Origin of the sequence: Sphingobacterium sp. Mn56C (genome assembly GCF_049319645.1) — a bacterium.
In the GTDB taxonomy this organism is placed as follows: Bacteria; Bacteroidota; Bacteroidia; order Sphingobacteriales; family Sphingobacteriaceae; genus Sphingobacterium.
Genome location: NZ_JBMOUC010000001.1, coordinates 1780893 through 1795294 on the forward strand (window position 1 = coordinate 1780893; position 14402 = coordinate 1795294).

Annotated in this window: 9 protein-coding genes and 1 tRNA gene; all 10 read right to left on the minus strand. The window is 40.9% G+C overall.

Going from position 1 to position 14402, the window contains the following annotated elements; genetic code table 11:
• Nucleotides 1-141: 141 nt before the first annotated feature.
• The 10 genes from ACL9RF_RS07395 to ACL9RF_RS07440 all read right to left on the minus strand — a co-directional run bounded on the left by ACL9RF_RS07395 (nt 142) and on the right by ACL9RF_RS07440 (nt 14402).
• Complete coding sequence (locus ACL9RF_RS07395; RefSeq protein ID WP_422799965.1) at nt 142-1893, minus strand: hypothetical protein; 1752 nt, start codon at nt 1891-1893, stop codon at nt 142-144.
• Nucleotides 1894-2637: 744 nt separating this feature from the next.
• A complete protein-coding gene (locus ACL9RF_RS07400) occupies nt 2638-4065 on the minus strand; it encodes a phytoene desaturase family protein (protein ID WP_422799966.1) in 1428 nt (475 codons plus the stop codon).
• 18 nt (nt 4066-4083) lie between these two features.
• On the minus strand, nt 4084-4245 hold the full coding sequence (locus ACL9RF_RS07405; protein WP_422799967.1) for a hypothetical protein: 162 nt from the start codon (nt 4243-4245) through the stop codon (nt 4084-4086).
• A 22-nt stretch (nt 4246-4267) separates the two neighbouring features.
• Entirely contained in the window at nt 4268-4945 is a 678-nt protein-coding gene (locus ACL9RF_RS07410) for a hypothetical protein (RefSeq protein WP_422799968.1), read from the minus strand.
• Nucleotides 4946-4973: 28 nt separating this feature from the next.
• Nucleotides 4974-6425: an MBL fold metallo-hydrolase gene (locus ACL9RF_RS07415; RefSeq protein WP_422799969.1), complete on the minus strand. Its 1452-nt coding sequence runs from the start codon at nt 6423-6425 to the stop codon at nt 4974-4976.
• A gap of 18 nt (nt 6426-6443) precedes the next feature.
• The gene (locus ACL9RF_RS07420) at nt 6444-7913 is read right to left on the minus strand and encodes a hypothetical protein (RefSeq protein WP_422799970.1); all 1470 of its coding nucleotides are present in this window, start codon (nt 7911-7913) and stop codon (nt 6444-6446) included.
• Between the two features lie 18 nt (nt 7914-7931).
• Nucleotides 7932-9281 (minus strand): beta-carotene 15,15'-monooxygenase, encoded by a 1350-nt coding sequence (locus ACL9RF_RS07425; RefSeq protein ID WP_422799971.1) that lies wholly within the window; start codon nt 9279-9281, stop codon nt 7932-7934.
• Between the two features lie 32 nt (nt 9282-9313).
• Nucleotides 9314-10681, minus strand: a complete 1368-nt coding sequence (locus tag ACL9RF_RS07430; RefSeq protein ID WP_422799972.1) for a RagB/SusD family nutrient uptake outer membrane protein — start codon at nt 10679-10681, stop codon at nt 9314-9316.
• 28 nt (nt 10682-10709) lie between these two features.
• The gene (locus ACL9RF_RS07435) at nt 10710-13763 is read right to left on the minus strand and encodes a SusC/RagA family TonB-linked outer membrane protein (RefSeq protein ID WP_422799973.1); all 3054 of its coding nucleotides are present in this window, start codon (nt 13761-13763) and stop codon (nt 10710-10712) included.
• Nucleotides 13764-14330: 567 nt separating this feature from the next.
• A tRNA-Thr gene (locus tag ACL9RF_RS07440) sits at nt 14331-14402 on the minus strand.

A 14402-nucleotide genomic window follows, 5' to 3' on the forward strand; every position in this document is an offset into this window, starting at 1 on the left:
TAGCACTAATTATTACTACCGCAATTTTTAGAAGCCTATACTCGGCGGGATAAACAGAAAAACAAGCATTTTACCAAGTACACAATTTTACCGCATGTTTATCGCCGTACAGCTATAGGTCTATAGGTCTATAGGTCTGCTCTATTCAGCTATACAGCGAATGTTATAACTTAAAACTTTTGCAATGATATCATTTGAAGTGGATTTATTTTCAACCAGTGTAACTGTGGTCGCATCGAAATATAAATGTGTGGAGTACACATCCATCTCCGAAACAGAACTTGCATGGTACACACCAGCGCCAGCCCTACCTAAAACACCTTTATCCCAATAATGACCTGTATACCCAACATCCATGATGCCTTGGGCTGGAAATATCAACTTTACTTTACTATTTCTCATACTTGTAAAAACTTTAGCCACACTAAAATCATTGGGATATTGTTTATGCCATCTTTTTTCGCCTTTAAACTCTCCAATATTTGTTGTCGTAGTATAGTTTATAAGCCGTAGAAACTCTGTACCTGTAGGTATTCGAAAACCTTTAGGACAGGGATCACATTCTCCTTTTTTGGGATCTTTATCCGTACCTGGATACCACATATCCTGCGTAAGAATTACTGGAAAGGAAAATGTAGATGTCTTCATATCTTTTCCTGAAGCAGCGATAAAATCACGCCCCCATTGGTAATAATTACCATGGTAATCAACGGTCATTTTAGTAATATCAGGATCTAGATTGATATTCACACCGAGGTTATGCCGCATCCAGGTTACACCATTAATGCGTGCAGCAGGCAAGCCTCTGTGCGTTACATACATGTCGTCTGGGATTATTTTAATGTTTAACGTATAACGTACACCCGGTTTAAGTTTGAAATTATTGACAGATTTAATATTTAAGAAGGTTAACAGACCAATTTTAATGGAGGGAATTTCAAATGAGATGCCATTACTTGAATTGATGACCATCGGTGAACTTTCGATGATTTTACTAGTCACCTTTATCGCTGGAAACGTTAAGTTGGCATTCATTGTATGTAGAGGTTTAACCTGCAGATTTGAAAGGTTTACAGTGGTGCTCTTGAAAAGTGCTTTAAAATTTGATTTTATTTCGTGTATAGGATAACCTGTTGCTGTCGCGTCTATGGTTGTTGTAATTTCACTAAATACATGTTTTAAATCACAAGGCAATTTATTCTCTTTTGTAGCTGAAAGCGTCAAATCCTTACGGTAATACAAAAAATCCACATTACTTCCGAGGTTAACATTTGCCGTTTTAAGGGTCTTTTTCGTTGGATGCTCAAATATTAAATCTGGAAGATTTAATGCACTGTTAATGGAATATACAATAAAGGTATATGTCTTTTCCGCCATCAACATATCAAGCTCATTCATTCCTCCTCGTTTATTTACAAAATCCTTATGACAAACATAATTGCCTTTATCATCAAAGACGACGACCTTATATTTGATATCTTCATAGGGGGTTACTATACCTTTGGAAGACAGCGTAGGGCTTTGCTTTCCATTTGCAGTTAAGCTTGCCCTTAAAAAGTAGTTATTATCTAAATCAATGGTGACATCCTGACTTTCCTTGGCGTTGGCTTGCTGCTGCTGCTGCTGCTGCCGATTTCCTCCTTTAACCAAAAAGTAGTTTTCAAAGTATAATGGTTGTTCATCTTCAAATACCACAGCCATTAAATTCACCCTTACTTTTGTCGTAACAATGGAATCCGTTACGATGGGATCTTCTTCCTCCTGCTGGGGTTCCTCTACCACCACTTCTGGTTCTATATTTTTCTGACACGATAAAAATAAGGCTACACTGAGGATTAAAAGGGATTTTGCGATCCCTCCAGATTGACTAAATTTTAGTACGTTTTTTTTCATACAAATACAGAGTTGACATGCGTATAATTATTTGAAACAATCGATTTCTCGACTTAACTTGGGCAATATTAAATAATGCCATCAACTATAAGGCTATACGAAATGCTAGTTTTTGAAGCACTATACTTCTGCATAGTTGTGCTACAGGGCAGCACTGCACCACCCCTTCCAACTGTCGGCAGAAAGGAAAAAATTAATCGAGAAAAGAAGTGATAATGAGCCTTTTTTCTGGCTGCCCTTGGATAATAACAAGCAAGACAGAAGGTATAGAACCACCTGTTTATCAGACCAATAAAAAGAGTGGCATTACTTTTCAGCGCAGTCCATTCAAAACAAGCATCAAAAGCTTTTCATACTTTTGGTCGGTTTTATCCATCGATTCAAAAAAAACGGTACTAAGCTCTTCCATGTAGATTTCAAAGGATGCTGGGCAACACAAAATTTTAATTTGTACAGCAGCTGCCACAGGTTTTACCGAACTGGACAACACAACAAAACCTAATAAGCTGTACATAAATCCTTTACGACAGCCCTGCCCCAAAAAAAAAATAAACCGCTTAGCCGTTTACATTTCACCGTATGATGGGTTTAAAAATTAGTAAATAAAAGTTCCTATACGAATAAAATCTTGGGTATAGAGAACGGCACCATAGAAACAGGAAGATAGTAAGAATTAAACTCCAATTAACTGTTAAAATTAAACAGGCCACCAAATACACGCGCTAACATCCTCATAAAAGGCAGTTACAACCGGATAGCAAAATGTTCTTTCAGCACCATGCGCGCAGCATGATACCCTGACATACCGTGAACGCCTCCACCGGGAGGTGTCGCCGATGAACACATATAAACATGCTTCTGTGAAGTACGATATGGATTTACGGCTACAATAGGTCGGCTGTACAATTGGAAAATATCCATAATACCGCCATTAATATCACCACCAATATAATTCGGGTTGTACGACTCAAGTGCCGCAGGCGAAAGAGTATGCCTTGCCAGAATGGTATCTTTAAAGCCTGGTGCAAAACGTTCGACCTGATTTTCAATGGCTGCGGTATAGTCTACTGTCGTACCGTTTGGAACATGACAATATGCCCACCCTGTATGCTGTCCGGCTGGCGCTCGGGATGAATCAAACAAACTCTGTTGCGCAAACAAAACAAAAGGTTTGTCGACTTGATGGCCCAAATGGCTCAACCTTTCATTTTCAGCAATTTCCGCGTAGCTATTACCAAGATGTACCGTTGATGCCTCTTGACAACGCGTGTCGGCAAATGGTGTTTTCTCCGACAAAGCCCAGTCTACTTTAAATATCCCCATCCCATGGCGGTACTTCGTTAAACGTTTCCTATAACTTTCGGAAAGCCCTACTCCTTTTATTTCAAGCAATTGTTTGGGTGTTACATCAAATAGGAGTGTTTTCGATTCGGGCAATTCAGCAATATCTTTCACCCAAAAGCCGGTTTGTATTTCTCCTCCTAAAGATTGATAGTAACGACCTAGCGCATCAGCTATCGATTGAGAACCTCCTACAGGAATTTGCCAACCGTAACGATTTCCGATCGCCGAGAGCACAATAGCAATGGCAGAAGTTGTCCAGTTAGACAGAGGCTGAATGCCATGGGCCGCCATACCTGCCCAGAGCGCTTTTCCCTTTTCGCTGGCGAAACGTTTGGCTGTCCAGCTTGCCGGCTGCAAGGCATCTAAACCAAAACGTGCCAAGCGCAACGGATACCGAGGGTAGCCTAATGGCCCCATAATATCCGAAGAAAAATCATCCCAGTGTTCAATAACACTTGCCACCAAATGCTGATAGGTTTCACCATCACCACCCAATTCATCAATAGTCTCGGAAAGACTATGTGCCAAAATTCCTGTCTCCCCATTATCCAAAGGATGTGCTGCAGCATATTTGGGCTTCACAAATGACAAACCAAATTTTGCCAAAGGTAACGATCTAAAAAATGGAGATGCCATCGCCATGGGGTGAATGGCAGAACAGACATCATGTCTAAAACCGACTTGGGTCAATTCCTTGGTGCGCATTCCCCCACCAATAGTATCGGCACCTTCAACAAGCAAGGTGTTTAATCCTTGCTGTTGAAGTGTAATCGCGGCAGCCAAACCATTGGGTCCAGAACCAATAATAATTGCATCATATTTTTGCATCAAATATTTTCTTAGCTGTTAATCACAACCTGTATTGGGTTGATCCTTTTTAGTTTTTTTTGTTTTTGTTGAATCGGACTGTGTTTTGCCGTCCTCTTTTTTTGTACTTCCTGACCCACACGATGCTGTACTAATGGTTAAGAATAATGCTAAAATACCAAGACTAAATACGTTTTTCATAATTATGTTTTGTTTAATGTGACTATTCATGGTTACTAAATTCATCGGTAAAATATGCGTCATAACGCTGCTTTAATTCTTCGCGTTGCGCAGCATCTAACTTCACAGCAGGATTTGTCTGCGATACAACGGTAGACACAACTTTATGTACCGCCTTTCCATCCTCAATAAACAAGACTGTAGGCGATGATATTCTTTTAATCGAGTCTACGCCAACCGCCGTATAGGGGTTTAAAATATCGTTAAATTTAGCCAGTATAGCCTCGTACCCAGGACTTCCGGCCTTCGTGGTTACTACTTCACCATGCTCGCCTATTTCTTTGATGTCGCGGATATCATGAATATTCAGGTAATAAATTGCTGCTTTTTTTTCCTGTGCAAATTCTAACAAGGTTTCAATAGCATTTCTAAACCAAGGGCAGCTCGGCCAACCCAACAGCACGATTCCATGAGTTAAGTTTAAGATATCCTGCTCATTGGCGTAGACAATACGTGCACTGTCGGGAATATGGACCGACACCTTATTTGTGGCGTTTATACTTTCTAACTCCTCCTTAAAACGGGTAGCATCTTCGGTTTTTAAAACCAGATCGCTGTTTTTCACTTTTTCTTTTACGGCATGTCGAGGCTGACAATTAATCAAACTTAAACCGATGCTTAATGCCAGCATGGTAAGGCCTATTTTTTTAAAAAATTTCATCTTCTAAATCGTCCTTAAATGAATTTTACTACTTATATGATTTGTTGTAATATTTGATAATATCACCGATATCGGATACCAAAGCTTCTGGTCTTGCCTGCTGAATTAAGCTACTTGCAATGGCCGAACGGTAACCCGAAGCACAGTATACAACAATAGGTTTATCGGTTGGCAACTTATCAACTTGTTGTTGCAAAACAGCCAGTGGAATATTATGTGCCTGCGTGAATACAGGGTTTTCTTTGGCCTCCTTTTCTGTGCGTACATCGAGCATGTAATAGTCTTGTGGCGCATTATCAAAGGCTACTTTATCAAATGCAAGAGACTCCTTACCTGCATGATCGCCATAGAGAACAAATCCTTTAACAAACTTCTCATAACCTATCTTCGCCAACTTAGCCAATTGCACATCGGCCTGCTCTTTATTTTCTGTAACCAAATAAAAATCTGTGTTAGGGGCGATAAGCGTTCCAATCCAGGATTCGGATTTTAAGCGCTCTGGAATATTGATGGCTCCTGAAAGATGCGAACGACGGAATTGTGCCGATGGTCGGGCATCCAAAACAACCAGCGATAAATCGGACAGAGTGTCTACCGCAGCAGCTGGAACAGCGGTTATAGAAGGCAGAAAAGATGCTGCACCTTGACGATTTAATTCGACATTATAAGGGAAATACACCGGAATAACAGGCTGATCCGCTAAGAGGAAACGAACAAAGTCTGCTTCGCTCTGCTTTTCAAAGGCAAAATTTTGTTTGCGTTCCGCCCCTATGCTGCTCTGCTTGGCTCCAGCTATTGCATTACCACATAAAGAACCCGCTCCATGAGCAGGATAAAGCAATACCTCATCTTCCAAAGGGACAAATTTGTTCTGTACCGTATGAAAAAGTTGACGCGCAAGTTTTTCACGTTGTGTGCCATGCTCTCCTGAATACTCCCGCAAATCTGGGCGTCCGACACCACCAATTAAAACAGCATCTCCCGAAAAGATAGCTATAACACGCCCTTCGACTTTCAACAGAATAGAAATACTATCAGGCGAATGTCCGGGTGTATTTAATGCATGTAAAACCACCTGCTCAGAGAGCTTTAATACATCCCCCTCATCAAAAGTTTTATGTGGATAAGTAGCCTGAACAAGCTTGCTTACATAGATAGGCACTTTTTTATCCCTGTGAATTTCCAGATGAGAACTTACAAAATCGGCATGCGGATGCGTTTCAATAACCGCCACTATTTCTGCCCCTTGTTCCTTTGCATATGCATAATATGGTCTTGGGTCGCGTGCTGGATCAATCAAGACAATCTTATTGTCGACTAAGATGGCATAGGAAAAGTGTGCTAAGCCTTCATCCTCAAATTGCTCAATATGATAGGATGTTGCCTTCTTGCTGGCATGTCCAAAACAGGAAAACCCTTGCATAGCTGCCGCCACTGAAAGGATTACCAAGGACCGATGGATAAAAAATCTTCTATTCATAATGCTGTAAACGTTGTTTTAGTAATCAAAAAGGGTGTTTTTCATGTACCATTCCTTACCCGTTAGATACGACTCTTTAATACGATCCAAGGTGATGTGCAAGCTATCGCGTTGTGCATCCAAACCTTTTAACACAATACGATCGGCCGTCGGGCGCTCGTACGACCATTTTAGAATCTGTAGGCTATCGCCTACCGCCTTACCATACAAAGCTTTAAGGCCTACATCCAACTTCTCGTCAAGCAACTGGCGTTGATTTTTACTGAATTTTTGATTTTTATCTAGTAAATACAAAACCTGATTTGCGGAGTCAATCTCATAGTATAAATAGCTCTTTCCACCTGCACGGCCTGTAAATTCATAGGTTTTCAAAACATCATTTAAGGTTGGCGTCCCATTTCCTAAATCAATATCATACGCTTTATTTACCTTAAATACCAACGTTGAATAACGCTCTAGGAAAGCTTCGTGCCAGCGCACGGAATCCTGTGGTGAATAGGGCAACTCTTGGCCGTTTAACGAAAACCTGGATACCTCATAGCGGCCGGCCGCTTTGGATAAGCCCGGAAGTACGGGTTCTTTCAAACGCCCCTCATTGTAAAAACGATCATATCTGAAGTATCCATAGACAAAAATGAAAAAGAATACAATAATGAATTTTACGCTATAATACCCCCATTTACTCCAATTGTTTATAAACGTTGGAACATAATAGAAGCTGCTGACCGGCTCGCGAAGGATGAAAAGTTTCCAGATAGCGGGGAAATATTGCAACAATAGAAACAAAGACAACAAGACAAAATAAGAACTGTAAACATGGACAGCACCATCATAAGCGATGTTTGCATGCGCAATATTAAACAGTACACCTGCATTTATAATTGCACCCAGGACTACCGTCGGTCGGAAGAATAATAAACTACCTGCAGCGATTTCTAAGAACCCTAAGAAAATTTCGTATCTATAGGAAACGCCTACAATTTGCCAATACAGCTTAAATGGTGCATATTCGCCCATATCCGTATTGAGGTTAGCAACAGATGGAAAGGGCATCTGCATCGGAAAAAACTTAATAAAGCCAAAAGCAATTAATCCGAAAGCAATGCGGTAACGCACCAAAACACGCAACCAATAATACAAAACCGTATAGCTTTTCACCTTACTATTGCGGGATAAAATACTCCAAATGGTGGCACCAAGTACGGCAATCAAAACATTTAACCACCAGGTTGTATACGAAGCAAACCCCCATTTGCCACTCTCCGAGTTAACCTCAATCCATCCCGAGCGCGAACCTCCAGCGATAGATGCTAAAAAATCATATAATGAATCGGGCTGAATTATTTTTTCATACCAACTCCAGTCGAGCGGAACAATCATCAGAATGAAAAAAATAAAGGCAAATCTAAAGCCCACTTTCTCCCCATATTTCCAGCTATTGGCTTCGATCGTCTCCACAGGACGATCCGTATGTTGAACAGTTGTCATAAACTCGTTTTAAGGCGATTAATAAATTCGGATAGGTTTTCTACGACCTTCATGCAATAAGTACTTTTTGTTTACTTTCTCTAAACGAACACGCAAGGAATCTCCCCCCTGGTTTGTACCCACCAGTATAATGGTGTGCGGCTCTAACCGATCCAACGTAAAAGAAAATGTATGGGTGGTATCCACTTTTCCAACCAGCGTTAGTCGGCTCACTTCCTGCTGCTTACCCTCCTTATGGGTATATTCAAAAAACTCACGACCATTGTTGCCCAGATACTCGTAATTGCGCAAACCATTAAATGCAATACGCGGTTTCAGGCTATCCACCTGCGTTTTTTTGTTTGTGCGAATACTTAAGGTATTCCATTTTTCAAAAACAACATCCTTCCAGCGTACACTATCCGTCTGTGAGTAAGCCAAGCTATCGCCATTCCATACAAAGTCTTTCACATCGTATATCCCTTCAGCATCTTTTAAACCCTCTTCATCAGGGAAAGGATAATTGGAATTCTTCCAACTTAAATAAGCCTGCACACTAAAAGCGGCGATTACCAGCAAAAACAAACTCTGCAGATAAGGACGAAGCACGGCAATACGACGTCCATAAACTGGCCAAAAACCATCGGGCACAACAGCAATTTTTACGATTAAAAGCTGATAAAAACGTTTTCCATCATATGAAAAAACAACCCCTGCAGCGAGCAGCAAAAAAGAACTATACACCTGATCGCCAACCTCATATACATAATTAATAATCACGGTATTCAGGAGTACCGCGATAAGCAATCCGGAACCTATTACCGTTGTACGTCGATTCAACAACAAAAGTCCACCCACAATTTCCAATGCCCCGATTACAGGGAGGTAACCTGCAGTGGCAATTCCATTGGTAAGGTAGTAGAGTTTCCACAGTAAAAAATCACCATATTCAGTATGCAACTCACTTAAGGTAGGCTCCGGAATTTGTATCGGTAGAATTTTCACTATACCATAAAAAGTTAAAGCTAATGCCAAGCGATAACGCAGTAAAACACGTAACCAATAGGCTATGGTATCATTATTCAGCATCCATCTTTTTTTGAACTTACGACCGAAAGCCAAAACAATCAAAGTAGCCAATACCCAGGCAATTGCCCAATTGTAATACCCACGAACGTCCGTACCCACAAAAGGACTTTCGGGTATGAAAGAGGTATGATAGGTAGCCAGGGCAAACCAATTCTCTAAGGAGAGAAAATCAGCCACAGACGTGTTTCCGAATAGATTTGGATCATACGGAATCGAAAGAATGAAGAAAAATACAAAGCCTATTAGCAAAAATTCGCTGCCATAGCGCTTCAGAATATTTGTATCCGTTAAATGTGTCATTTTAGTACATTTCAAATTTTAATAGCATCTGTTTAATCCAATCCTGGATTTTGAGTTAAATCAGCATCTATAGCAACCTGCGTAAATGGTATAGGGAGAAGATATCGATTCGGCGAACTGATGTTCAGCACTTGGCCAGCCCTTCCTGTCCGCACCAAATCATACCAACGATGATTCTCGAAGGCAAACTCTACGCGATTTTCTTGCTCAATAGCCAGAAGAAGCTTATCCTGCGGTAGTGCTTCCAAGGTTTTAATATTTGCACGGCTGCGCACTGCATTTAAATCGGCCAAGCCCGCCGCCAAATCTCCAACAGTATTTCGCTGTGCTAATGCTTCAGCCCGAATAAGGTATAATTCTGCTGTACGGATTAAGAAGGCAGGATCCGTACGATCCGTGCGGTAATATAAATTACCAATCAAAATATTGGGATCCGTAGAAGAGGATGTTTTAGAAACCAAAGACGATCGGTCGCCCCCAATGGAAGGGTTAACGAGCAGGTCATAAACATCTTGAGAAGGTCTTATCCAGGCATTACCACCATTAATTCCAGCCAACCATTGCCCCGCCTGGCTATTGGTGTTATTGATATCGTATACCAATTCAAAAACCGACTCTTTTGTATTCGACGTATTATTGGCATAGAAAGAACGATACGGTGACACTAAGGCATAGTTTGCCTGATCATCAATAATGTAAGAGGCATAATTTATCGCTTCAGACCATTTCTTTTGGTAAAGGTAATAACGTGCCAAGAGCGCTCGAGCCGTTTTTTTTGTTGCGCGAATACGATTTGTTTCATTTGGCAGCAGCTCCTCCGCTTTGCGAAGATCCTGTACTACCTGTGCATAGGTATCCTCCAAAGAACTTCGTCCGACTTTTGGTAAAGCATTGGCCGAAGTTGTGGGTTGCAATACTATCTGAACCCCTCCCCAGGTTCTGGCCAAATCAAAATAAGCCAAAGCCCTGACGAAATATGCTTCACCTAGAAGCTGATTTCTATAATTTTCTGTGAACGTATTCGTCAACGGTAAGGAAGGCACCTTTGTAATCACATGGTTCGTGCGATTGATAGTCGCATAAATCTGATTCCATGTTGTAGCAAGCACCGCTAAATCCGATTTAACGGTATGATTCGTTAGTGTTTGATGAACAATCTGACTTCCACGGTAAACAATATTATCGGCAGAGAAAAATCCCAAAAGCTGAAAGCTATATCCGTAATAGTCGTTTGCACGCAGTGCCGAATACATACCACGCACAGCAGTAGCGGCAGAACTTTCATCCACAATCGTTACCTCATCCGATACCGAATCCTTAGGCTCCACATCTAAAAATGATTTACAGCTGCCTAAAAAAAAGAAAAGCAGAAAATAGAGAATATGGGTATATTTTTTCATTCGTTTAATAGCTTAGGTATGCAAATAGTTAAAGGGTTACGTTTACACCAAGTTGAAAAGTACGTGGCTGTGGTGGTGTACCAAAGGATCCTAATCCTTGTGCATTAGGGTTGCTCGTCACATTCGACTCAGGATCTCCGCTGTATTTACTCCATAAAAAGAGATTAGAGCCGACGAAATACACCTTAGCAGCGCTTAATCCAGCCTTCTGTACAAAATCTTTTGGCAATTTGTACCCCAAGGAAAGTTGCCGTAATTTTAGGAAGGAAGCATCTTCAAGATAACGGCTGTTTGCATCAACAGTATAATTTAGTCCACTGGCCGTTAAGCGTGGCACATCCGTTTCATCACCTGGCTTTTGCCAGCGTTGCAACACCTTCTCAAAGACACCGCCACTACTCGGGTTGCGTTCTCTGAAATAACGATACAGGTTTACGGAATAGTTACCGTACTGAAAACTAAAATCAACACTTAAATCGAAATTTTTGTAGGTAAAGGTATTCCCGATACCGCCATAAAACTTCGGATAAGCATTTCTGAAAATTTTACGTGCCGAGGTAGGCAAGGAACCATCGTCCAGCTGACCATCAAACACAGGACTCCCCGTTTGTGGATCTACGTAAAGCTGTTCATACAGCCAAAATGAGTTTAAAGCATAACCTTCCTTCAGAATTACCCAATCTCGCGTATACTGTGTAATCTGAGTAGGCAATTTTTCAATTTTATTCTTGTTACCCGATAAGTTAAGACTTGTGCTCCATGAAAAATCCGTAGTTTTTACATGTAAAGAGTTGATGAGGACCTCATAGCCCTTGTTACTAATTTCACCCACGTTGGCCCAGTATTTTGAAAAACCAGAACTCCCCACTATTGGCCTTTCTAAAAGTAAATCTGAGGTGTATTTATGGTACAAGTCTACGGTGATCGAAAGTCTGTTTTTAAATAAAGTAAGGTCTAACCCCAAATCAGCCTGTGCTGTTTTCTCCCAGCGTAAATCAGGATTCCCTAACTGGTAAGGACCTGTTCCAGGTAATACCGTACCGAAGTTGTTCGCATATTTTTCATTTCCAGACCACAGACCTCTGGCCGCAAAATTGCTAATACCAGCCTGATTACCTGTTATACCATAGGAAGCACGAATCTTCAAATCGTCAATCCAAGGTTTATCTGCCAAAAAGCTCTCCTGACTGATACGCCAGCCAACAGAGAAAGCCGGGAAATAGCCCCATCTGTGGTTGGCACCAAATTTTGACGACCCATCAGCACGTACCGTTGCTTCCGCGAAATAACGGTCGGCATAACTGTACCCCGCTCTTCCAAAGAAAGAGGCAATCGTGTATTTAGTCCAACTTTCGGAACCTAAAATATTCGCTGCAGATGAAATTTGTTTAAAAGAATCATTCGCAAAACCATTTCCTTCCAGGTACGTAAAATCAAGCACATTACTTTGCAACGTATTTCCAACAAGTCCTGTTAAACTATGTTTACCAAAAACCTGTTGATAAGATAGGGTCTGTTCATTTATCCAAGTCCCGTTTCTCGAAATTCCCGATGTCGCTTGGTTATTATTGGCAATACCAATACTGGTTTTACTGTTCCAGTATTGCGATTCATCGTACACATTATAGTCTGCACTGAAAGAAGATTTAAATTTCAAACCTTTGATAATATCAACCTCGGCAAATGCACTACCTACATAACGCAGACTTGTAGTGTTAACATCGTAGTTATCAACTAAAGTGTAGGTATTGTCTACACCATTTGCCGACCCATCGTTATTAAAAATAGGTACATTCGTAGCCGAAGAAACTGCCGAATTAAATAAACTTACCTGTGGGCCATCTCCTGTTCGCGCTTGATTACGGTAGGTTCTCGAAAAATTATTCGACAAACCAATCTTGAGGCGACTGCTAACTTGATGGTCAAAATTAAACTTCACATTCGCACGCGAAAAATCAATAACCTTAATAAAAGCTTCCTGCCCTGTGTAACCTGCACCTACATAAAAACGTGATTTCTCCCCACCGCCTTGTATACCGATACTATAGTCCTGCAACTTTCCATGACGCAATAAAAAAGCTAAACGATCATAGGTTTCCTGCTCCTCAGGATTCCCTCTGCCGCCTTCAGAAACAGGGCGAAAAGGTCTGTTTTCAAAAGTCTGCTTTAATGCCGGGTTATCCAATCCGGAATTAATCCACCACTCATTCGCCAAAAGCGCCGTTTCAGGTCCTGAGGCCAGCTTCGGTAACAGGGATCTATTCGCCTCAGCCCAACCACTTTGCGCATGGATATCAATCTTAGTTTTGCTACCGTAACTTCCTTTTTTCGTTGTAACAATTATTACCCCATTGGCACCACGCGAACCATATATTGCAGTCGCCGAAGCATCTTTTAACACCTCTATAGATTCAATATCAGCGGGATTAATATCCGTCAATGGAGAACTGGTACGTCCGCCTAAGCCAATATTCTGTAAAGAGGTGTTATTTAAGAAAACCCCATCAATAATGTATAAGGGGTCACTGCTCGAATTGATAGAGGTTGTCCCCCGTACACGCAAAAAGATCCCCTCACCAGGCACCCCCGAATTGGTGGTCACCTGAACACCAGGCAGCTTACCCTGCAGTTGTGCATCAAAACTCGCCACCGGAATCTTATTCACCTCGGCGGCATCAATTTTAGCAATAGCGCCTGTTAAGTTTTTACGCTTTTGTGTACCATAGCCGACCACCACAACGCCATCTAAATCGGAGATTGTAGGCTGCAATAAAATTTGTATTTGTGGTTGATTGGCTGTTATTGTACGGCTTTTATAACCTAAAAAAGATAGGGAAAAGGTCAGTGGCAGCCGTTGTCCAGTGACGAACTGAAATTTACCATTCGCATCGGATTTTACCTGATGGGTCACCCCCAACAGTTGAATGGTAACGCCCTCAATGGGTCTATTTGTGATGGAATCTAATATGACCCCAGTTAAAGTAGCATTAATTAATGGTTCGGATTTCTGCGCAAAAACAGACAATAGCAAGCCATATGACAATAAAATTGTCAAGGCGTATTTCCATACCCTATTTTTCATAAATAAAAGTTAACAGTGAGAAATTGCAAGTGCTTACGCCAATTGTTGCTTTATGCGTATAACACAAGAAAAAATTATAGAAACTTAACGCGAGCCACGCATTCGCATGCGTCTACAGAAGTGGTGAGGATGAAGTGATTCTTCGGAACAGAAATACAGAGAAGATGCGTAAATTGAATTGACCATTGTTTATGATTAAGTAAGTTGAAATTGTATTAATCAAGGAAGAAATCGCTCTTGTATGTCTTAAACACATTGTCCGAACTCGTTGGCTACAAGTCTATCTCCTAGGTTGATAAAACAAATATATATATTATTATATTAAATCTATAGTTTTAGTAGTATTTTTATAAAAAAATATAATCTCTTCTTAAATAGGTTTCCATAAGAAGACGCAATTACACGGCAATACTATAGATATAGGGATAAAAAAACGACCTTAAGTGCAACAAAACTAGGTAAATCATGCCATTTCGGAGGGCTCGAATGACCAAAAAAAGATAATCTAACCTTGGTTTAAAACGCAAAAAAGCGGCTTTTTTGTATAAAAACCGCTTTATAAATTTGAGCCTCCTATCGGAATCGAACCAATGACCTACTGATTACAAGTCAGTTGCTCTACCAGCTGAGCTAAGGAGG

Coding starts and splice junctions, on each gene's coding strand:
- ACL9RF_RS07395 (WP_422799965.1), bottom strand. CDS start 1,893: ATGAAAAAAAACGTACTAAAATTTAGTCAATCTGGAGGGATCGCAAAA.
- ACL9RF_RS07400 (WP_422799966.1), bottom strand. CDS start 4,065: ATGCAAAAATATGATGCAATTATTATTGGTTCTGGACCCAATGGTTTG.
- ACL9RF_RS07405 (WP_422799967.1), bottom strand. CDS start 4,245: ATGAAAAACGTATTTAGTCTTGGTATTTTAGCATTATTCTTAACCATT.
- ACL9RF_RS07410 (WP_422799968.1), bottom strand. CDS start 4,945: ATGAAATTTTTTAAAAAAATAGGCCTTACCATGCTGGCATTAAGCATC.
- ACL9RF_RS07415 (WP_422799969.1), bottom strand. CDS start 6,425: ATGAATAGAAGATTTTTTATCCATCGGTCCTTGGTAATCCTTTCAGTG.
- ACL9RF_RS07420 (WP_422799970.1), bottom strand. CDS start 7,913: ATGACAACTGTTCAACATACGGATCGTCCTGTGGAGACGATCGAAGCC.
- ACL9RF_RS07425 (WP_422799971.1), bottom strand. CDS start 9,281: ATGACACATTTAACGGATACAAATATTCTGAAGCGCTATGGCAGCGAA.
- ACL9RF_RS07430 (WP_422799972.1), bottom strand. CDS start 10,681: ATGAAAAAATATACCCATATTCTCTATTTTCTGCTTTTCTTTTTTTTA.
- ACL9RF_RS07435 (WP_422799973.1), bottom strand. CDS start 13,763: ATGAAAAATAGGGTATGGAAATACGCCTTGACAATTTTATTGTCATAT.